We start from the raw sequence: 20,695 nt of genomic DNA, 5'->3' as shown, positions 1-20,695 counted from the left end.
TGCAGGTTGGGGGTAGCGTTTGGTTATGAGTGCGCAGCAGCCTGAAGACGACGTTTACACGCACGGCCACCACGAATCGGTGGTCCGCGCCCATGCCGCCCGTACCGCCGAAAACTCCGCGGCGTTTGTCCTCCCGCACCTCACGCCTGGTAAGTCGCTGCTCGACGTGGGCTGCGGCCCCGGCACCATCACCTGCGACTTCGCCGCCCTGGTCAGCCCCGGCAAGGTCACGGGCCTGGACCGCTCACCTGACATCATCGCCCAGGCGCAGGCCCTCGCCACCGAGCGGGAAGTACCCAACGTTGAATTCGTTGCCGGCAACATCTACGACCTCGACTTCGCCGACGAAACGTTCGACGTCGTCCATGCCCACCAGGTGCTCCAGCACCTGACCGATCCCGTTGAGGCCCTCAGGGAGATGCGGAGGGTGGCCAAGCCCGGCGGCATCGTGGCAGTGCGCGACGCCGACTTCCACGGCATGAGCTGGTACCCCGCCATTCCGGAACTGGACGAGTGGATGGACCTGTACCAGCGGATTGCCCGCCGGAACGGTGCAGAACCCGATGCCGGGCGGCGGCTGGTCAGCTGGGCACAGGCTGCGGGATTCACCGACGTCGCCCCCACCAGCAGCAACTGGCTTTACGCCACCTCGCAGCAGCGGCGCTGGCAGGCGCGCGTCTGGGGTGAGCGGGTGCTCCACTCAGCCTTCGCCGAGCAGGCGCTGGAGTACGGGTTTGCCAACCCGGCCGACCTTGCCCGTATCTCTGCAGGCTGGCACCGCTGGGGCTCCACGGACGACGGATGGTTCCTGATCCCGAACGGTGAGGTCATCGCCCGGGCCTGATCCCTGGTTGCCCAGACAGCAGCACAGGGACTGAAAAAGGGGCAGCCAATTGCCACCGTAGGATTGTTGAGTGCAATTTTCCCTCTGGCTGGCCCTGGCAGGTGCCGGCGCCCTGATCAGCTTCACCCCGGGCGCCGGGGCCATCAACACCATGAGCAACTCGCTGAACGCGGGGTTCCGCCGGTCCATCTGGGGAATCCTGGGCCAGCAGGCTGCGCTGATGGTGCACGTCCTGATCGTGGCCCTGGGCGTCGGGGTGCTGGTGGCCAGTTCCCCCCTTGCCTTCAACGTGATCCGTTACGCGGGCGCGGCCTATCTGGTGTACCTGGGCATCCGCCAGTTCCTGAGCAAGCCCACGGTGGCCCAGGAGCAGGCAGCTGCCCTTCGCAACGAACCCGCGTGGTCCATTTTCCGGCGCGGCTTCTGGGTCAATCTGTTGAACCCGAAGGCGATCGTGTTCTTCCTCGCCTTCACTCCCCAGTTCATCCGGCCCGACCTGCCCCTGTTCACCCAGTACGCCGTGTTGACGGCAACAATCGTTGTCATCGACATCCTGGTGATGTGGTTCTTCTTTGCGGCGGCTGCCAGGTCATTCCAGCGCTTCACCAACACGGAACAGGGCCAAATGGTCCTCAGCAGGGTGTTCGGTGTCCTGTTCGTGGGTGTGGGTATCCTGCTGGCCCTGATCCACTGAACCAGGTACCCGCCAAACTCGGCACCAGCGTGTGACGTACCCATTCGGGCGTTAGTCATGCATCTTTACAAACCCGTAAAACTTTGTGAACAGGCGGCTAGCCAAGAGCGTTCGGAAGCGCGCATGCTTAGGGCATGAACTCAGCGTCGAGCGCATATCGCGTCATCACCGTCTGCACGGGCAATATCTGCCGGTCCCCCATGGCCGAGCTCATGCTCAAGGCAGCGCTTGAACGCGAGGGCCTTGACGGCCTGGTGGAGGTGGACTCCGCCGGCACCACCGGTTACGAGGCGGGCCGGCCCATTGATCCCCGCGCCGCCCGCCGGCTCGCCGCAACCCAGCTGGCCTCGGACCACCACGTGGCCCGCGAGTGGGAACCCGGGTGGTTCCGCGAGCGCGACCTGATCCTGGCCCTGGACATCGACCACTACGCGTGGCTCACCGAGGCGGCGCCGGACCAGGAATCCCTGGACAAGATCCGGATGCTCCGCAGCTTCGATCCCACCATGGCGGAGCGGGACCGCCTGGATCAGGGCATCGAGGACCCCTGGTACGGCGGCCACGCGGATTTCGACGCCGTCTGGCACCAGATCCATGCAGCCCTGCCCGGCCTGGTCCAGCACATCAGGTCCGCGGTCCTTCGGAACACCCAGCTGCAGCCGCACTAGGCACCAAAAACTCTTCAAGAGACGGTGCAATCCAGCGGCACCAGGAGTATTTTCTTGCTGCCTGGACGGCCTTCCCAGCACATCCGGCAAGTACGCACGGCTCCTCGCCACACTGGAAGAGGCAGAGTCTCCGGCTGGGCGACATGGCCCGGCAAGGACCGCGCCCTGAAGCGTGCAGGCATCGTGCATGCCGGCGCCAACGCCGCCTGGCGAGGGCAGGGGCTGTCCTGCTGCTGGTGAGCGGGTTCCTGGGCGGCCACCTGAGCAGCGGCCGTCACGCATCGGCGCAGCAACTGCCCCGCGGGTGAAAGGGTGCAACGGAAAACGGTACGCTCTAGTCCATGAGCCCAGCCCCCGTCATCATCGCCATCGACGGGCGCTCCGGTGCAGGCAAGACCACCCTCGCCGTCGAGCTCGCGGCCCGGCTCCGGGCGCACCACAAGGTCTCGCTGTTCCACCTTGAGGACATCTACCCGGGCTGGGACGGACTGGCGGCGGGCATTGAACGCTACGTCTCCACGGTCCTCACCCCGCTGAGCCGGGGGCAGGCGGCCTCCTGGACCAGCTGGGACTGGGCTAACCACTACGACGGCGACGCCCGGGTGACGCTGCCTGCGGAGATCGTCATCGTTGAGGGAGTGGGGGCCGCCGCCGAGGCCGCCCGCCCCATGCTGGGCGCGGTGATCTGGGCGGAATCCCCGGACGACGTCCGGCGGACCCGGGCACTGGAGCGCGACGGCGCAACATATGAACCGTACTGGGACCTGTGGGCAGCCCAGGAGCAAGAGTGGCTGGGCCGCGACGACGTCCCCGGCCACGCGGACCTCCGCGTCCGGAACCTCGCCGACGGCTCAGCCCCCGCGGACCTCCTCCAACTCCTCCCCTACCTGCCCGCCCTGGCTCCGGTCCTCGCCCCCGAGTTGTCAGCCCGCCGCGGCCTTCGCCTTCACGCCGAGCGCATTGAAGCCGCCCCGGACGCACCCACCCTGTTCCACTCACTGTATGGCGGCTCTGGCAACGCCGTCTGGCTGGACTCCTCCAACACAGGCAGCGGACCGGACAGCACGGATCCTGTACAGCGGACTGCCGCAGAGCGCAGCCGGTTCAGCATCATGGCGGACGACGGCGGCACATTCGGCCAGTGCGTCACGCACCGTGGCGGTGTGAGCCGGATCAGCGCCGGCTCGTCCACTGCCAACGTTCCCGGCCCCTTCTTCCGCTGGCTCGACACCGTCTGGGGGCGCCGGGCGGTGCGGACCCCCGAGGGCTACCCCGGCGAATTCACCCTGGGCTGGCTGGGCTGCCTGGGGTATGAGCTGAAACGCGAAACCGGCGGCAGCGATCTTTCCGCGCCCACGCCGGACGCAGCCCTGATCTTCGCGGGCCGAGCGGTGGTCCTGGACCACGCCGAAGGCACGGCCTGGCTCCTGGCCCTGGAGGCACCGGACGCCGGCGGGTGGCTGGTGGAGGCGCGGGCAGCCGTGGAAGCCGCCGCGGACCCAACGCAGGAAGCCGGCGGCAGCACCGGCGTCGTGCGTCCCACCACACCGCCCACTTTCCGCAGCCGGGACACCGGGGAACGGTACCGGGAGAAGATTGCCGCCGCACAGCATCAGATCGCCCAGGGAAACACCTACGAAGTGTGCCTGACCACCACCCTCGAAGCCACTGTCCCGGCCGGCTCGCTGGATCCATGGGCCACCTACTTGTCGCTCCGCAGCAGGAACCCGGCCCCGTTCGCCAGTTACCTCCGGCTGGGAAACGTTGCCGTGGCCAGCACCTCGCCCGAGCGGTTCCTGAAGATAGGGTCCGACGGCGGAATGCGCGCCGAACCGATCAAGGGCACCCGGCGCCGGGCTGCCGACCCGCAGGAGGACAGCCGCCTGCGGACGGACCTGGCCACCTCCGTCAAGGACAGGGCCGAGAACATCATGATCGTGGACCTGCTGCGCAACGACCTCAGCCACTTTGCCATGCCTGGCTCCGTTACGGTCAGCAGGCTTTGCGCCATCGAGAGCTACGCCACCGTCCACCAGATGGTCAGCACCATCGACGCCCACCTCCTGCCCGGAGCACCACGGGCAGAGGCGGTGGCGGCCTGCTTCCCGGCCGGCTCCATGACGGGGGCTCCGAAGATCAGCACCATGGCCATCCTTGACGACCTGGAGGCAGGGCCGCGGGGGATCTATTCAGGCGCCATCGGCTACTTCTCGCTCAACGCGGCGGCGGATCTCGCCGTCGCCATCCGCACCCTGGTGGTCAGCACGGCTGGCGACGGAACCGCGGAACTGTCGCTCGGCGTCGGCGGTGCCATCACCTCGGACTCCGACCCGGACGACGAATATGAGGAGATCCGCACCAAGGCCTACGGGGTGCTCTCCACCCTGGGGGCGGAGTTTCCCGAAGACTGACCCGGGTTTAGGGAGGTACGGCCGTCCTACTGCACCGTGGCCGTCAGCCGGGCCACGTTGTCCACATAGCGCGCGGCGAGCGGCCGGTTCAGCCAGTCTGCCAGCTTCAGCTCATGGGAGATGTCCCGGTAGGTGTCCTCCACCGCCCGCATCTTGTTCACGATGTCCTCGCCCAGGAGCATCACGGAGACCTCGAGGTTCAGCGAGAAGGACCTCATGTCCATGTTGCTGGAGCCCAGGACGGCCACCTCGTCGTCGATGGTGAAGTGCTTGGCGTGCAGCACGAACGGCGCCTTGTAGAGGTAGATCCGCACGCCGGCTTCAAGGAGCGCCTCATAGTAGGAGCGCTGGGCGTGGTGGACCAGGAACTGGTCGCCCTTCTCGGACACGAACAGCTCCACGTCGACGCCGCGCTGCGCTGCGGTGGTGATGGCGTACAGCAGTGAATCGTCCGGAACGAAATAGGGGCTGCAAATGGAGATCCGGTGCTGCGCGGAGTAGATGAGCGTGTTGAAGAGCCGGAGGTTGTTTTCCGTGATGAACCCGGGACCGCTGGGCACCACCTGGGCCGTGACGTGGCCGGGCTCCGGATTCGCGGGGAGCTGCAACTGGTGTTCCAGGGATTCGTCGGTCTCGCTCAGCCAGTCGGTGGCGAAGACGACGTTCAGGGTGGTCACGATGGGCCCGCGCAGGCACGCCATCAGCTCCACCCACTCGCGGCCGGCCTTGCGGTGGCGCGGGTTGTTGTAGGAGGGCTCGATCAGGTTCTGCGACCCCGTGAAGGCGATTTCGCCGTCGATCACCATGATCTTGCGGTGGTTGCGCAGGTCCGGCCGGCGCCACTGGCCATGGATGGGCAGGAGGGGAAGCATCCGCTTCCACTGGATCTTGCCGGCCCTCAGGCGCTTCAGCAGCTTCCGGTAGCCCTTGATGCGCAGCGTGCCGATGTGGTCGAACAGGAGCCGCACTTCCACGCCCCGCTCGGCGGCCTCTTCCATGGCCGTGAGCAGGTCGTTGGTGACGTGGTCGGAGCTCATGATGTAGAACTCGGCGTTGACGAACTTCTTCGCCTTCCGCACCGCGTGGGTCATGGCCAGGATGGAATCCGGGTAGCCGGGGATGAGGTCAACGGAGTTGTTGTCCACCATGGGCAGCGAACCCAGGGTGCGGTTGAGCTCGGCGGCGGATTTGACCCACTCGGGGCCGGGGTAGTCGCTGTCCACGTCCGAGAGGGCGGTGATGCCGGCCCGCACCCGGTCGTTGACCTGCTCCTGCTGGGCGCGGCGGCGGCTGGACAGCTGGAAGTTTCCAAACAGCAGGAACAGCGCGATGCCCACGAATGGGATAAAGAAGATGCCCAGGAGCCAGGCCATCGCCGTGGTGGGCCGCCTGTTGCCGGGGATGATGCCCAGTGCCAGGACCCTGATGACAAGGTCGGCGAAGCCCAGGAGCACCACAACCCACGTCGGCGCGGTGCCGGCAAGCGAAAAAGGCCACAACACGTCAATAACTCCCGGGGAGGTTGGGCCCCGGGGAACGGTTTCCGGCCGGGGCGCTCTGCCCAGCTTATCCGCGGTGCCGCACTAAGCTGGTGCCATGAGCTCTCCAGCCCCCGTGGTTCTCGTTTTCCTTGACCCCGCCTTCCCCGACGGCAGGGTGGCGGATGCCTCCCAGCCCCAGCTGCTGGTCACGGACCTTGGCGTCACGCGCGGTGACGGCGTGTTCGAAACCATGCTGGCGGTTGGGGGAACGGTGCGGAAGATGCAGGCCCACCTGGACCGGCTTGCCGGATCCGCCGCGGCGCTGGACCTGGACATCCCGGACCAGGATGTGTGGCGGCGCGCCATTGCCGCTGCCGTTGCCCGGCACCGTTCGGAGAACCCGCCGGCAGACCCGGCGGCAGATGAACTGGTGGTCAAACTGGTGGTGACCCGCGGCGTGGAAGGCGCGCCCGCCCCCACCGCCTGGGTCCAGGCCTCACCGGCCGGAGCTGCCGCCCGCCGCCAGCGGGAAACGGGCGTCGACGTCATCCTCCTTGACCGCGGCTACGACAGTGACGTGGCCGAACGGGCACCCTGGCTGCTTCTGGGCGCCAAGACGCTCTCCTACGCCGTCAACATGGCAGCGCTGCGCCACGCGCATAAACAGGGCGCCGACGACGTCATCTTCACGTCCTCCGATGGCCGGGTCCTGGAAGGGCCCACCTCCACGGTGCTGCTGGCGCATGTGGAGAAGTCCGACGACGGCACAACAGTGAAGCGCCTCATCACACCACAGCTGGACAGCGGCATCCTGCCTGGAACGTCACAGGGGGCTCTCTTTGCTGCCGCCAAGGCGGCGGGCTGGGAACTGGGCTACGGGCCGCTGGTGCCACAGGACCTCCTGGACGCAGACGCGGTCTGGCTGATCTCCAGTGTCCGCCTGCTGGCGCCCGTGAACCGGATTGACGGCAGGGAGATCGGCACCCCGTCTGTGCAAAAGGAACTGACCACAGAACTGAGCGGACTTTTCGCCGGCATCCATTAGCCCGCAACAGGCAGGGCCGGCCCTTTTCCCGCCCCGGCATCACCCGTAAGGTGTGCACCATGGACTCGCACAAGCTGCCGATCGAAAAACTGTCCTTTGACGACTGCTGGGAACTCCTTGACACCGACACGGTGGGCAGGCTGGCCATCGTGGTGGACGGACATCCGGAAATCTTCCCCGTGAACTACGTTGTCCACCTGCGCAGCATCGTCTTCCGCACGGCACCCGGCTCAAAACTGTGGGACGCGAAAATGGAACGCCCTGCCGCACTGGAGATCGACGGCTACGACCCCACCACCGAACTGGCCTGGAGCGTGGTGGCGCGGGGCAATACCGGGATCATCGAAGACCAGGCCGTCAAAGATGCGGTGGACAGCCTTGGCCTGGAGCCGTGGCAGCCCGGCGAAAAGGCAAACTACGTCAGGCTGAACGCCAAGGCGCTGACCGGACGCAGGTTCCAGGTGAACCGCCCGGACGTCTGGAACACCCGCCTCCAGGACCGGCGCCGGGCGTCATTCGAATAGCGGCCGCTCAACGACCACGCCTTTACACGGCCGCTCCGTCAGGCGCTGGAGCCTGCCGCCTGCCGTGAAAGCTGGGCTTCCAGCCCGGACAGCAGGATGGTGAGCCCTTGGTCAAGCTCCTTGGCGCCGTCGTAGTCAGCCAACGCCGGCGCCAGCGCACGCAGCCGGGGGAATTCCTTCGCGGGCAGCCGGTGGAGCCCCAGCCGCAGCAGCACCTCGTTCTCTTCCGGGTCCACCACGTACTCCTGCAGTTCGTTCAGGAGGTGCCCGTAGAGGAAGCCGTAGTAGGCGCGGTAGACGTGCAGCGCATCAGCCGGCTCGAATCCTGCCGCCACCAGCAGGGTCAGGATCTGCTCCAATGGCCGCAACGTGCCCAGCGGACGCATGCCCAGCGGCGTGGAGAGGGGCCGGGTCACCAGCAGGGGGACAACGTTGGGATGCTTGAGCGCCAGCATCCGCAGGTTGTGGGCGATGCTCCGCAGCTGCGCTTTCCAATCCGGGTCCTCCGGATGAATCGGAAGCTGGTTGAGCACCAGCTCAGAAACCCCGTCCAGCAGCGCGGCGCGGTTCTCGGCGTAGCGGTACAGGCTCATCGGGTCCCGGCCAAGCTCCTGCCCCAGGCGGCGCATGGTCAGTGCATCCAGTCCTTCGGCATCAACCAGTTCCAGGGCCTTGGCCAGCACGACCTCCCTGCTCAGCCTGGCCTTGGCGGGGGTGCGGCCGGAAGCGTGCGGGGGATTCATGGTGTTGTCCTAGCGGTGGAAGTGGCGGCCCGGATTAATCGAGACGGTTGCCTTACTTGTAGTCTACGAGTAAAGTCTACATCGTAGACAGGCGCTGACGACGCTGAGGCCCCAGATGCTTTTCACGGGACCCAACCTATAGATTCGATGGCCATGTGCAGGGCATCAAATCTTGCTGCTGTAGCCGAACGGCGGCGCCGAGCACTTAGCGAAGGGAAGCCATCATGGCACATTCGCAGTTCGATACTTTTCTCCACGAAGCCACCTACCCCGACCACGCCGCTGGTTCCAGCATGGACCGCGACCGCCTCTACGGCCTGTACACCAGCTGGTGCTTCCTCAACCAGCAGCCGGCCGGCACCGAGTCCACCTTCTGGGCAGCCATGAAGCACCGGATCCCGCCGCGCCGCAACGGGCTGCGCATGAAGGGTCCTGCCGCTGCGGACTACATCATGACCAGCTACCCGGGCCTGGTCTGAGACCCCCGGATTCGTAAGAGGCCACCGGGCAGCCGGGTGGTACATGATCAAATGCTGTGGCACGCTCGTGCCGCAGCATTTTTCATGCCCCCGGCTAGGTAGGGATGATCCGGAAGAGGAACCTGGTGCGGACCATCACCCAGAGCAGCCCCAGGACCACGGCGTAGGCCACGGTGTTGAGGAAGATGCTTTGCTGCTGCAGGGCCGGGATGTTGGCCACGACGGCGATCAGCACCACGTGCATGATGAAGACGTACAGCGTGGCCCGGCCCAGCGGGACCAGGAACCAGCCCAGGGCCCGGTCCACCGGTTTCCAGTAGGCACTGAGGAATGCGTACGCAGCCACCACCAGGACCAGGACGTTGAGCAGCCGGCCCGGGGCCAGGTATGTCCGGCCGAAGAAGGCGTCATACATTGCCCGGTAGGACGCATCCGGCAGAAGCGCCAGTCGGACGTCATAGGCGTTGGCCAGGTAGGGGTTGCCCCAGGACAGGAAGGCCAAAGCGAATGCTGCCGTGGTGCAGGCAACCACCACCCACGTGTGGCGCGACAGCCACGCTGTGATGCTGCGCCGATGGTAGCCCGCAACCAGCCCAAGCACGAAAAGCACCTGCCACACCAGCAGCGGGAAGGAGTCCTCGAACTGCGAGGGCAGGATCCGGAACCTGGTCATGGCACCTGCCGCATACACGGCAACCGACACCGCCACGACCCAGATGGCCTTCCCGCGGTTCAGCGCCGCGAGGATCAGCGGGCTGACCAGCAACAGCACCACATAGAGCCCCATGACATTGAACTGCCAGGGACCGAACTGCAGCAGCACGATGGCCGGAAGCACCTGGGGCGGGACGGGGAACTGGAACAGCGATGCCATGCCCGAATAGAGGTCGTAGGTCCGGCCGGCCCCGTTGTGCCCGGCGCCACCGGTCCCCTGGTCCACGAACGTGGTCAGGGCCTCGGTGTGGAAGAACGGGAGCAGGGACAGAAGGAAGACGCCGATCAGCACGGCCAGCGCCGTCAGGTAGAGCTTGCCGGCGCGGCGGGTCGTGAGGTCGACCACCTGCCCGAAGTCCTCCCTGGCCTTGGGCCCGTACACCATGCCCACCACCAGTCCGGAGAACAGGACGAACAGTTCCGCACCCGACACGAAGCCCACGGCCTCCTGGGTGAGCAGCTGGAACAGCGATGCCATGCCCAGGTGGTTCACCACCACAAAGACGATGGCCATCCCGCGCAGCAGATCGATGCGCGAGTCCCTGGCGGAGGGATCCTGGTAGCCCCAGGCCGTGGCTGCGTTGATCCGGCGGGGTATCTGCCACAGGGCCACCAGGAGGATGGCCATGGCGGCGGCAACAGTCCAGGCGGCAGCCCCGGAGAGCGTGTTGGCCCGGACGTAGGTGCTCCCGGATGCCACGTCGGTGACCGGCCCGGTGACCATTGGCGATGCCTTCAGCCTGTCCAGGGCCGCTTTGGCGATGCCCGGCTGTCCCGTGAGCAGCCAGCTGATGCTTGCCACGCCGGTATCCCTGGTGCTGGTGCGCTCGTCCCAGACAACGGCGGCAGTCCGGGCAAAAGCGGGGGAAGTGGCAGTTCCCACCACCTGGTCCCACCAGCCTGCCTTGATGTCCGTTTCCTGCGCGCCGCCGGACGCGGGGCTGTAGAAAGCAGAGGTCTGGAGGAGGAACGGCTTGTTGCGCCCCTCGGAATAGGTGCCGTAGAAGTTTTCGCCGCCGGAGGATGTCAGCATGTCCTGGAGCTCGCCGGCCCTCGGCTCGGAGTTGACGGCGGGGCCGCCGGCCGTGTCGTCGTGATAGGCGGCCAGCCCCACCCAGTCCACTGCGTCGTCACCCGGGTAGTACGGGGCGTAGGCGCTGTCGCTTGAGTTCCAGGCCCCGTCGCCGTTCGTGTCCAGGAGGGAAAAGCCTTCGGTTCCGGGCCGCGGGGCATCCCGGTTGCGGTCAAAGGGGTAGTCCTTGCCCAGGTAAGGCGCCCACACCAAGGTGGCCCGGCCGCCGTCGTACTTCTTGAACGCTGCCGCCACAGCCCTGAAGGCCTGCCGGTACGCGGCGGGCTGCTGGCCCCAGGCCACCCAGCTTGCATTCATGTCCGGGGCGAACCGGATCAGCAGCTGCCCCTTGAACCCGGACGTAAGGTCGCGCACCTGCGCTGCGAATGCTTCCGCTTCCGCGGTGCCGAGCTGGTCCAGGGGCACTGACGGCTTCACCGTGAGCAGGGCGTGGGCGCCTAGGGACGCGGCCTGCTGAAGGAAGCCGTCAAGGTCGTTCCGTTCCGAATCGCGGTAGGGGATGGTGATGTCGTGGCCGAAGACGGCCGGACTGGCACCAAGCCGGCCGCTGAAGCCTGCGGCGGTGTCCTCGCCCCACTCGAGCACCGCGCCCAGCCAGGGCTTTCCCTTCTCCGGCGCAGCGTCCGCCCCATGCGCCGGCGCAGCCGCCAGCAGGGCAAGGAGGCTGACGATGGCCGCGGCCAGGAACGCACCGATGGACGGCCGCCGGGTCCCGCGGATGGCGGCCTGGTGGCGCGATGTGTTTGCCCGCATGCTGACAGGACCCCCGGTGCTCATTGCTGTGACGACGGGGCGGCGCCCCGGTAAGAACTTTATCGGCCCCGCGGCCCCGGGCGGCACGTGGCGGGCCGCCCACCTGCGGCGATGTCCGCCGTCGCGCTTTCCTTCAACCCCGCGCCTCCCTTCAGCGCTGCTCAATTACGGAACATGACGACGGCGGCGGTGCGGCTTGGCGCGGCAGATGTTACGTTTTTGGGGAGTAATGAGTACCGGTGTGAAGCCCTGACTGGCCGGTCGGCAACCCTCCCTTTCGCGGCGGGGTGCCTCAGGTGAATACTCGGCATATCGACCGATTCGAGCTGCAAGCGTGAAAGAAGGAGATCCGTCGTGTCTGACGCACCTGCCCCTGACGAAAAATTGTCCTACCGCCTGATCACCGGACCGGATGACCGTTCATTCTGCGAGCGGATCTCCACGGCCCTGGCCGACGGCTATGTGCTGCACGGCAGCCCGGCAGCCACCTTCAACGGCACCAGCGTGATCGTGGCGCAGGCAGTGGTCCTTCCGGCGGCAATCGCCTCGGCCGATGCCGCGGTTGCCACCGCAGTGGATGAACTGGACGCCGAATTTGAAGGCGAGTTCGACGGCGAGGGCCACGCATGAGCTACGCGGGAGACCTCACGCCCCAGGAAGCATGGGAGAAGCTGGAACAGGGCGCCATCCTGGTGGACGTCCGTACCGAGGGCGAATGGGCCCACATCGGCATTCCGGACACCAAGGCCACGGACAACGACCCCCTCTTCATCCAGTGGACCTTCCCCGGCGGCATCCCCAACCCCGACTTCATCAACGACCTCAGCCAGCAGGCGCCCGAGGACCGTTCAACCGAACTGGTGTTCCTGTGCCGCTCCGGCCAGCGGTCCATCGCGGCAGCCATAGCGGCCACCCGGGCCGGCTTCACCTCCTACAACGTGCTGGAGGGCTTTGAAGGCGAGCCGGACCGCTATGGCGAACGCACCGTCAACGGCTGGAAAAACCGCGGCCTTCCCACCAACCTCGGAAAGAACTAAGTGACCTTCAACCAAGACGCCCCCGGCTGGAACCCCGACACCCAGGCTGTCCGTGGCGGGCTGGACCGCACCAACTTCCAGGAAACGTCCGAGGCCATTTTCCTGAACTCCGGCTTCGTCTACGAATCCGCGGCAGCAGCTGAACGCGCCTTCACCGGCGAGGACGAACGCTTTGTCTACTCCCGCTACGGCAACCCGTCCGTGGCCACCTTCCAGGAGCGGCTCCGGCTGCTGGAAGGCACCGAAGCCTGCTTCGCGACGGCGTCGGGAATGTCCGCGGTGTTCACCGCGCTTGGTGCCCTGCTGGCTGCCGGCGACCGGGTGGTGGCCGCCCGGTCGCTGTTCGGTTCGTGCTTCGTGATTTTGAACGAGATCCTTCCCCGGTGGGGCGTGGAGACCGTCTTCGTGGACGGGCCGGACCTGGACCAGTGGCGCGAGGCCCTCTCCAAGCCCACCACCGCCGTCTTCTTCGAATCCCCGTCCAACCCGATGCAGGAGATCGTGGACATCGCCGCGGTCAGCGAACTTGCGCATGCCGCCGGCGCCAAGGTGGTGGCGGACAACGTCTTCGCCACTCCCCTGCTGCAGCGCTGCGGTGACCTGGGCGCCGACGTCATCGTCTACTCCGGCACCAAGCACATCGACGGCCAGGGCAGGGTCATGGGCGGCGCCATCCTGGGCACCAAGGAGTTCATCGACGGTCCCGTAAAACAGCTCATGCGCCACACCGGGCCCGCGCTCTCCGCGTTCAACGCCTGGGTCCTGACCAAGGGCCTGGAGACCATGAGCCTGCGCGTGAACCATTCCTCCGCCACGGCGCTCCGGCTCGCAGAGTGGCTGGAAGAACAGCCCGCCGTGAGCTGGGTGAAGTACCCGTTGCTCAAGTCCCACCCGCAGTACGACCTGGCGGCACGGCAGATGAGCGCCGGCGGTACGGTCCTCACGCTTGAGCTGGCTCCCTCCGGCGGGCGCTCCGGCAAGGAAGCGGCCTTCGCACTGCTGGACGGGCTGCGCATCATCGACATCTCCAACAACCTTGGTGATTCGAAGTCCCTGATCACGCACCCCGCCACCACCACGCACCGCGCCATGGGGCCGGAAGGGCGCGCCGCCATTGGGCTCAGTGACGGCGTGGTGCGGCTCTCGGTAGGGCTCGAGGACCCGGAGGACCTCCTCCGCGACCTGGAACAGGCCCTCAAGCAGATCTAGCCGCGCGGGAAGCCCTAGCTCCTCTGGGTCCGGGCGACGCGCTTCCTCCTTTTCGATGCGCAGATTCCCTGGCGCGCACCAAATATGGGCCGCGAGGAGGAATCTGCGCGTCGGGAATGGATATGCGCGTCGAAGGTCAGCTCTGGCGGACCCGCAGCAGCTCGGGCGTGCCCTCCACGTCAGCTAGATCCAGGGCATCCCGCATGGTCACATTGACGGCCTGCCGCACCACGGCGCCGAACCCCATGTCCTCCGGGGGCGGTCCCGCCAGCGCCTTGTCCCGGGCGCGGCGCTGTTCGGCGGCTCCTGTTCCGCGGGCGATGATGTCCTCCACCCCCTGCCGTGCCAGTGCCAGCTCCCCCTGTTCGGACAGGACGGGAGCCAGGTAATCCACCAGGGACCGGACCACGTCCGCGGCCGGTGCGGGCCGGAAATTCCCAAAATCCAGGAGTTCACCGCTTAGCCCGGCGCTGCTGGCCTGCCACGAGGCCATCCGGAGGAGGACGGTGGGAACCGGCGCAGGATCCACGTCGGCCTGCCATTCCCTGCTGGCGGATTCCACCAGCGCCCGGACCAGCACGGCAATGAGCGCTGCATCCTCGGCACGAAGGCAGACGTCCGCCACGCGAACCTCGACGGTGGGGTGGTTGCGGGACAGCCGGGCGTCGAAGTACAGCATGCCCTCATCGAGCATGACGCCGCTTTCCAGCAGCCGCGTCACCACGCGCCGGTAGGCAGGGTACGTCCCGTAAATACCGGCCGGGCCCGCCGTGGGCCACCGGTTCCAGGCCTGGGTGCGGTAGCTTTCAAACCCGGTTGGAACGCCGTTCCAGAAGGGTGAATTGGCGCTCAGGGCCGTCAGCACTGCCAGCTTGTCGCGGATCCGGTCCAGGACCGCCACGCCCTCTTCGGGCGATTCGATGAACGTGTGCACATGGAAGCCGCAGGTCAGCTGCTCCTGGGCGGTGAGGCCGAAGCGCTCCAGCATTTTGGCGTACCGGGGGTCGGGCGTCGTGTGGGTGGTGGAGGCCAAGGGCGAGGTGGCGAGGGCCGCCACCCGGGCGCCATGCTTCCTGGCGGCCTGGTCCGCCAGGGCGCGGCCCGCGCGGATCTGTTCGAGCAGGCTCCCGTATTCGAGGCACGGACGGGTCTGGGTCTCGATCTGCTCAAGCTTCAGCTCGGCACTCAAGCCCATCTCGTCGTCGTAATCCGCCTGTTTTCCGGAGTGGTGGACCTCCGGGTCCACGGGAAGATCGTCAGCCGCAACGCGGTGGCCGGCCAGGAGGGCGTCGGCCAGGGCAAGGGGTTCCCCGGACTCCGGATCAACGATCAGGAGTTCCTCCTCTACGCCAAAAGTACGCATACGAACATTCTGCGATACTTGTCCGGCATTCGAGGGGCCCCGGCGATTCATGACGAACCGTGAATGCTAGTCCTGGAAGTACTCCACCTTGGCGCCAATGGTGTTCAGGCGTTCCGCCAGGTCCTCGTAGCCACGCTCGATCACGTAGATGTTCCGCAGTTCGGACACGCCCCGGGCGGCGAGCATGGCCAGCAGCAGGCAGGCGGCCGGACGAAGCGCCGGCGGGCAGCCCACCTCGGCGGCGCGCCACTTGGTGGGCCCGTTGACGTAGATCCGGTGCGGATCCAGCAGCTGCACCTGCGCCCCAAGCCTGTTCAGCTCTGTCAGGTAAATGGCCCGGTTCTCGTAGACCCAGTCGTGGATCATGGTCTGGCCATCGGCGTTCGCGGCAATGACGGCAAAGAACGGCAGGTTGTCGATGTTCAGCCCGGGGAACGGCATCGGATGGATCTTGTCCTCCGGGGCATGCAGCCCGGAGGGCTTGGTGGTGACGTCCACCAGCCGGGTGCGGCCGTTGCGGGCCATGTACTCGCCCGAAATTTCCAGCTTCTGCCCCATCTGGCCCAAGGTGGCCAACTCGATTTCCATGAACTCGATGGGTACCCGCCGCACCGTGACCTCGGAATTGGTGACGATGCCGGCCGTGATGAGGCTCATCGCCTCGATGGGATCCTCGGAGGGGAAGTACTCGATCTCCGCGTCAATGTCGGGCCGGCCCGTGATCTTCAGGGTGGTGGTGCCCACGCCCTCGATGGTGACGCCCAGCATCTGCAGGTAGAAGCACAGGTCCTGCACCATGTAATTGGGGCTGGCGTTGCGGATCACGGTGGTTCCCGGCCGGTGCGCCGCGGCCATGATGGCGTTCTCGGTGACGGTGTCCCCGCGTTCGGTGAGGACGAAGGAGCGGTCCTGCCCGTCCGCCGGCGGAGCCTGGACCGTGTAGAAACCGGCCGTGGCTTCCACGGCAAGGCCAAACTGGCGCAACGCCTGCATGTGCGGTTCCACGGTGCGGGTGCCGAGGTCGCAGCCGCCGGCGTAGGGCAGCCGGTACTCCCGCGACTCATCCAGAAGGGGACCCAGCAGCATGATGACGCTGCGGGTCCTGCGCGCCGCGTCAACGTCCATGGCTTCCAGGTCCAGGACGGCGGGGCGGCGAAGACGCAGGTCAGTGTCGTTAAGCCAGGTGCACTCGACGCCGATGCTGGTCAGCACTTCGACGATGCGGTTGACTTCCTCGATCCGTGCCAGCCGGCGGAGCACGGTGGTGCCACGGTTGATCAGGCTGGCGCACAGCAGGGCGACGCCGGCGTTCTTGCTGCTGTTGACATCCACGGCACCGGAGAGGGTACGGCCGCCCTCCACCCGCAGGTGCGTCATCTGCGGCTTGCCGACGTTGACGATGCTGCGGTCGAAGATCTTTTCCAGCCTCTGGATCATCTTCAGGCTCAGGTTCTGCTTGCCCTGCTCCATCCGGGCAACGGCGCTCTGGCTGGTGCCGAGCTCGGCGGCCAACTGGCCCTGGGTCCAGCCCTTCTCGCTCCGGGCATCCCTCAACATGGCGGCAACGTGCTCAGCGGTCTCCTGCGTCATATCCGCAAATATATCATAGATGAGTTACGCGGGCCCTGATCGGCCACTGGTATGGGGCATCGGGAAAGCCTCTACCCACTGCATGCGATAGGAATCACCTGGGCCGGACCGCCAACATCAACTGCCCAGCCACACCATGTTCCAGGTCCCGGCGGCCAGGGCAGCAAATAGCGCGAGGCCGGCCACCAGGACACCGCCGGCCACCACCCCAAGGTCCAGCGCGCTGAACGTGGATTCCCGGGCCCAGGTCCGGTTGCCGCCGCCGAAACCGCGGGCTTCCATGGTCACAGCAAGCCGGGACGCGCGGCGGATGGCCTGTACCAGCAGCCCGAAACTCTGGCCCAGCGTGGCCTTCACCCGCTGGGCCACGCTGCCGCGCGAACCCACGCCGCGCGCACGCCGGGCCATCCCGATGGTCTGCCATTCTTCAGCCATGAGCCCCACCAGGCGCATCGCGGCGAGCGTTCCCAGGACAAAGCGGTGCGGCAGGCGCGCCTTCTGCGCCAGCGCGTCGGCAAGGTCCGTGGGATCGGTGCAGCTCATCAGGAGCACGGCCGGAAGGGCGATCGCAAAGCCGCGCAGGAGGAAGCCGATGCCCAGCTGCAGGGAACCTTCGCTCATGGACCAGATCCCGGCGTCGAGCAGGATCCGGCCGCTGTCCGGGGCCAGGATGGAGGTGCTCCAGCCACCCACGGCAGCGGCAAGGATCAGCGGCCAGCCGCGCTGCCACAGCAGGGACAGGGTGAGCCCGGCCAGGGGAAAGAGCAGAAGCTCAAAGACCAGGGCCACGGACGCCGAAACCCAGTCGATGGACAGCGCCAGGACGGCGGTGATCAGCAGGACGGCAGCGAACTTGCTTAGTGGATTGGCGCGGACCAGGAGGGCATGGTTGCCGCCCAGGGTGAGTTGCTGCCTCATGGCGCCACCGCTTCCGCCGCGGCCATCCGCAGTTCGGCCCCGCCCAAGGCCTGGGTGAATTCGGCGTCATGGGTCACGGACACCACGGCAGTGCCGGTATCCAGGAGCTCGGACAGGAAGGACGCCAGCTCGGCCCAGGTGTTGGCGTCCTGCCCGAACGTGGGTTCATCCAGGACCAGGACCTGCGGGCTGGCGGCAAGGACGGTGGCCACGGACAGCCGCCGCTTCTCGCCACCGGAGAGCGTGTAGGGGTTGGCGTCCACCAGCGCGGTGAGCCGCAGCCGCTCCAGCAGTTCGTCCACCCGATCCCCGCCGTGGCCCAGGTGCCGGGGGCCGAACAGCAGTTCGTCAAGCACCTTGCCGGTCACGAACTGGTGCTCCGGCTCCTGGAACACCGTCCCCACTCGGGAAATCAGCTGATCCGCCTTCCACCGGTACGGGTCAATGCCGGCACCGCGGCTCAGGTCCATGGTGGCGGAGACCTTTCCGGACACCGGTTCCAGCAGCCCTGCCAGGGTCAGGGCGAAAGTGGACTTACCGGCGCCGTTGGGACCCGTCACGGCGAGCGCCTGCCCGGCGCGCACCTGCGCGGCCAGGCCTTCCTGGACCGGTGACGGCGGAATCTTCCTTAAGCCCTTGCGTCGGGGACGTTCGCGGGCGACTCCCAACTGTTCGGCCGCGAGCAGGAGGTTTCCCGTGCCGGGGGCCGGGACCACCGCCCGGGCACGGGTTGCCGGGACGTAGCCGGGGACCCACACACCGGCGGCGGCCAGCATGGCCCGCGCCTCCGTGAGCACCCGGGCCGGCGGCCCGTCCAGGAGTACGGCGGGATCCGCGGCGGAGCCCGGCTGCAGGACCACGATCCGGTCCACCAGGTCCTTCCACACGGACACCCGGTGCTCCACCACCACCAGCGTGGCCCCGGTCTTGTCCAGGCACCGCGCCACGGCATCGCGGACCTCCAGCACGCCGTCCGGGTCCAGGTTGGCGGTTGGCTCATCCAGGAGGATCAGGCCCGGGCGCATGGCCAGGATGCCGGCCAGCGCCAGGCGCTGCTTTTGCCCGCCGGACAGGGCTGACGTCGGGTGGTCCAGCGGCAGGTGGGACAGTCCGACGTCGGCAAGCGCCTCGTGCACGCGCGCCCAGATTGCTTCCCGTGGGACGGCAAGGTTTTCGGCACCGAAGGCGACGTCGTCCCCCACCCGCGACAGGACCACCTGCGTCTCGGGGTCCTGCTGCATAAGTCCGGCGCGCCCGCGCTGGGCGCGGGGCACGGCGCCGTCAACCAGCAGCGAACCCGACTCGTCGGCGTCCCCCGCCTCGCCGCCGTCGTCGTTAATGTCCCCCAGCACCCCTGCGAGCGCATGCAGGAGCGTGGACTTCCCGGCACCCGAGGGGCCGAGCAGGAGCACCCGCTCCCCCGGGCTGATGTCCAGGTCAAGCGCATGGACGGCAGGCTTGGCCCTGCCGGCGTGCCGCCACCCCCAGCCCCGGGCTGTGACGGCGGCAGGGCGGACGGTGCCGCCGTCACGCTGGGCTGGTGCCATCAGGAGAAGACAGGCTCCGTGGCGGCCTTGCGCGAAGCGAAGGAGCTCAGCACGCCCGTACGCGCCAGGCCGCGCGTGGCCAGCCACGACAGGGCGCCGGCGAGAATGGCGCCGGAGAGGGTGGTCAGCACGATGTACGCCAGCTTGTCCGCACCGGAGTAGGCGATGTTCCAGCCCCACGGTGCGAACGAGTCATTCAGTCCGCAGAAGAATCCAGCCGCGGCGCCTGCCAGCAGGGAGACAGGCAGGTTGAACTTGCGGTAGACGAAGATGGCGAAGATGATTTCCGCGCCGAGGCCCTGGATGAAGCCGGAGAAGAGGACCGAGGCACCGTACTGGGAACCCATGAGGAGTTCCCCGGTGGCGGCCACGGTTTCACAGAACAGGGCGGCCCCGGGCTTGCGGATGATGAGCATTCCCAGCACGCCGGGAATCATCCAGCCGCCCGCCAGCAGCCCGGTCAGGGGCGGGTAGGCGGCATTCATGGGGGCAGAAAGCGCGGCTGCTCCCTGGTCCCACGCCCAGAAAATGACGCCGCCCGCGATGGCCACCAGCGCGGCGACCACGATGTCCACGACGCGCCAGGACTTACTGGCGGTCTTCTTGATTGCTGCAGTACTCATGTGATCCTCCTGGGAAACAGGAGGGGAAAGTGGACCCGGCTGACGGCTGTTGCCGTGCAGCCGCGGCACTTTGAGAACTCGACTCCCTTGCGCCGGTACTAACCGGATCAGGTTCGAGGGTCTGCGGCTGTCCGCACTCTCAGCGCCCACCTGCGGTGCCCGGCTTGTGCCAGGATGTCCGACGGCGGCGCTCCCCTGTCGTTATTAGTGGTGCTTTTGGATGGGTAAGGCTTTTTGAACTGCCCTTCCGGGCGTGGTCAAGTTTACACCTGGCGGGGGTAGATTGAGGGCCATGAGCGCCATTCCACCGGATGTGACCGGATTCGATCCCGATTCCGCCGACGCCCAGCTGGAGGGGTCGCTGGAAGCGTCGATCGCCCGCATCGAGGCGGAGGTCCGGGAGCTCCAGTTCCCCGGCTTTTCGCTGGATGACGCGTTGAACCTGGGCCTGCTCCTGGTGGAGCTGGGCAAGGAGCGGTCCCTTCCCATCGCCATCGACATCACCAAGGGCGAGCAGGTCCTGTTCCACGTCGCGCTTCCGGGCGCCACGCCGGACAACGGGCACTGGATCCGCGCCAAGCAGCGCACTGCCGCCCGGTACGAGCTGCCGTCACTTTTGGTGGGGTTGCGGGGCCGGCTGGGCGGCGGCCGGATCGAGGACAACGCCTGGTTCGACCAATCCCGGTATGCAGCCCATGGCGGCGCCTTTCCGATCTACGTCACCGGCGTGGGCGCCGTGGCCACGGTGACCGTCTCCGGGTTGCCGCAACTGCAGGACCATGACCTGGTGGTTGAGGCGCTGCGCGACATCCTGGGGTCGTCGCTGCGGGATTAGGCGCCGGTTGACCTGCCGCCAACAGGAAGCCTGCTTAGCTTTTATTAGTAATCATGCTTACTATATTGGTTCCCGGGTTTCGAGGAGGACAGGGCATGGGAGTCACCATGGGCGGTCCCGCGTT

Annotated in this window: 19 protein-coding genes and 2 riboswitches; of the genes, 11 read left to right on the top strand and 8 right to left on the bottom strand. The window is 67.1% G+C overall.

What is annotated here, in order from left to right:
- Positions 1-25: 25 nt before the first annotated feature.
- The 4 genes from ACV095_RS01570 to pabB all read left to right on the top strand — a co-directional run bounded on the left by ACV095_RS01570 (position 26) and on the right by pabB (position 4,617).
- Positions 26-844, top strand: coding sequence for a methyltransferase domain-containing protein (locus ACV095_RS01570; protein WP_018769998.1), 819 nt, complete (start codon positions 26-28; stop codon positions 842-844).
- A gap of 70 nt (positions 845-914) precedes the next feature.
- Positions 915-1,538 (top strand): LysE family transporter, encoded by a 624-nt coding sequence (locus ACV095_RS01565; protein WP_018769997.1) that lies wholly within the window; start codon positions 915-917, stop codon positions 1,536-1,538.
- A gap of 134 nt (positions 1,539-1,672) precedes the next feature.
- Positions 1,673-2,206 (top strand): low molecular weight protein-tyrosine-phosphatase, encoded by a 534-nt coding sequence (locus tag ACV095_RS01560; protein ID WP_134165020.1) that lies wholly within the window; start codon positions 1,673-1,675, stop codon positions 2,204-2,206.
- A 341-nt stretch (positions 2,207-2,547) separates the two neighbouring features.
- Positions 2,548-4,617 (top strand): aminodeoxychorismate synthase component I, encoded by a 2,070-nt coding sequence (gene pabB / locus ACV095_RS01555; protein ID WP_478222759.1) that lies wholly within the window; start codon positions 2,548-2,550, stop codon positions 4,615-4,617.
- Between the two features lie 26 nt (positions 4,618-4,643).
- Here the strand turns inward: pabB and cls are convergent, their stop codons facing one another.
- The gene (gene cls / locus ACV095_RS01550; protein WP_026265885.1) at positions 4,644-6,119 is read right to left on the bottom strand and encodes a cardiolipin synthase; all 1,476 of its coding nucleotides are present in this window, start codon (positions 6,117-6,119) and stop codon (positions 4,644-4,646) included.
- A 94-nt stretch (positions 6,120-6,213) separates the two neighbouring features.
- Between cls and ACV095_RS01545 the strand changes: the two genes are divergently transcribed.
- Positions 6,214-7,143, top strand: a complete 930-nt coding sequence (locus ACV095_RS01545; RefSeq protein WP_056391913.1) for an aminodeoxychorismate lyase — start codon at positions 6,214-6,216, stop codon at positions 7,141-7,143.
- 59 nt (positions 7,144-7,202) lie between these two features.
- Positions 7,203-7,667 (top strand): pyridoxamine 5'-phosphate oxidase family protein, encoded by a 465-nt coding sequence (locus ACV095_RS01540; RefSeq protein ID WP_018769992.1) that lies wholly within the window; start codon positions 7,203-7,205, stop codon positions 7,665-7,667.
- Positions 7,668-7,705: 38 nt separating this feature from the next.
- Here the strand turns inward: ACV095_RS01540 and ACV095_RS01535 are convergent, their stop codons facing one another.
- Positions 7,706-8,410, bottom strand: coding sequence for a TetR/AcrR family transcriptional regulator C-terminal domain-containing protein (locus tag ACV095_RS01535; protein WP_056391914.1), 705 nt, complete (start codon positions 8,408-8,410; stop codon positions 7,706-7,708).
- Between the two features lie 224 nt (positions 8,411-8,634).
- On the opposite strand from ACV095_RS01535, the gene ACV095_RS01530 reads away from it, so the two are divergent.
- Entirely contained in the window at positions 8,635-8,889 is a 255-nt protein-coding gene (locus ACV095_RS01530) for a hypothetical protein (protein WP_018769990.1), read from the top strand.
- A gap of 94 nt (positions 8,890-8,983) precedes the next feature.
- Here ACV095_RS01530 and opgC read toward each other — a convergent pair whose 3' ends face one another.
- Positions 8,984-11,449 carry an OpgC domain-containing protein gene (gene opgC / locus ACV095_RS01525; protein WP_478222758.1) on the bottom strand — a complete coding sequence of 822 codons (2,466 nt, stop codon included), beginning with the start codon at positions 11,447-11,449 and terminating at the stop codon, positions 8,984-8,986.
- Between the two features lie 225 nt (positions 11,450-11,674).
- Positions 11,675-11,790: riboswitch (SAM riboswitch) on the top strand.
- Positions 11,791-11,803: 13 nt separating this feature from the next.
- Between opgC and ACV095_RS01520 the strand changes: the two genes are divergently transcribed.
- From ACV095_RS01520 to ACV095_RS01510, 3 genes are read left to right on the top strand one after another with little or no spacing between them, the layout of a single operon-like run.
- Positions 11,804-12,079, top strand: coding sequence for a DUF1737 domain-containing protein (locus ACV095_RS01520; protein WP_018769988.1), 276 nt, complete (start codon positions 11,804-11,806; stop codon positions 12,077-12,079).
- Complete coding sequence (locus ACV095_RS01515; protein ID WP_018769987.1) at positions 12,076-12,486, top strand: rhodanese-like domain-containing protein; 411 nt, start codon at positions 12,076-12,078, stop codon at positions 12,484-12,486. The genes ACV095_RS01520 and ACV095_RS01515 overlap by 4 nt, the downstream gene beginning before the upstream one ends.
- Positions 12,487-13,695: an O-succinylhomoserine sulfhydrylase gene (locus tag ACV095_RS01510; protein ID WP_056391915.1), complete on the top strand. Its 1,209-nt coding sequence runs from the start codon at positions 12,487-12,489 to the stop codon at positions 13,693-13,695.
- Positions 13,696-13,831: 136 nt separating this feature from the next.
- Here the strand turns inward: ACV095_RS01510 and ACV095_RS01505 are convergent, their stop codons facing one another.
- The 5 genes from ACV095_RS01505 to ACV095_RS01485 form a co-directional block, all read right to left on the bottom strand.
- Positions 13,832-15,058, bottom strand: a complete 1,227-nt coding sequence (locus ACV095_RS01505) for a glutamate--cysteine ligase 2 (protein ID WP_056391918.1) — start codon at positions 15,056-15,058, stop codon at positions 13,832-13,834.
- Between the two features lie 66 nt (positions 15,059-15,124).
- Positions 15,125-16,648, bottom strand: coding sequence for a UDP-N-acetylglucosamine 1-carboxyvinyltransferase (locus tag ACV095_RS01500; RefSeq protein WP_134165014.1), 1,524 nt, complete (start codon positions 16,646-16,648; stop codon positions 15,125-15,127).
- A 117-nt stretch (positions 16,649-16,765) separates the two neighbouring features.
- A complete protein-coding gene (locus ACV095_RS01495) occupies positions 16,766-17,566 on the bottom strand; it encodes an energy-coupling factor transporter transmembrane component T family protein (RefSeq protein WP_018769983.1) in 801 nt (266 codons plus the stop codon).
- Positions 17,563-19,113, bottom strand: a complete 1,551-nt coding sequence (locus ACV095_RS01490; RefSeq protein WP_478222757.1) for an ABC transporter ATP-binding protein — start codon at positions 19,111-19,113, stop codon at positions 17,563-17,565. The genes ACV095_RS01495 and ACV095_RS01490 overlap by 4 nt, the downstream gene beginning before the upstream one ends.
- Entirely contained in the window at positions 19,113-19,736 is a 624-nt protein-coding gene (locus ACV095_RS01485) for an ECF transporter S component (RefSeq protein ID WP_478222756.1), read from the bottom strand. Before ACV095_RS01485 ends, ACV095_RS01490 begins: the two co-directional genes overlap by 1 nt.
- A 66-nt stretch (positions 19,737-19,802) precedes the next feature.
- Positions 19,803-19,943, bottom strand: a riboswitch (TPP riboswitch).
- A gap of 85 nt (positions 19,944-20,028) precedes the next feature.
- On the opposite strand from ACV095_RS01485, the gene ACV095_RS01480 reads away from it, so the two are divergent.
- On the top strand, positions 20,029-20,571 hold the full coding sequence (locus tag ACV095_RS01480) for a heme-degrading domain-containing protein (protein ID WP_478222755.1): 543 nt from the start codon (positions 20,029-20,031) through the stop codon (positions 20,569-20,571).
- Positions 20,572-20,695: the final 124 nt, after the last annotated feature.

It is taken from the genome of Arthrobacter sp. JDC6 (assembly GCF_056484025.1).
Note: the sequence above shows the minus strand (reverse complement) of the source record. Positions and strands in the feature narration are given on the sequence as shown.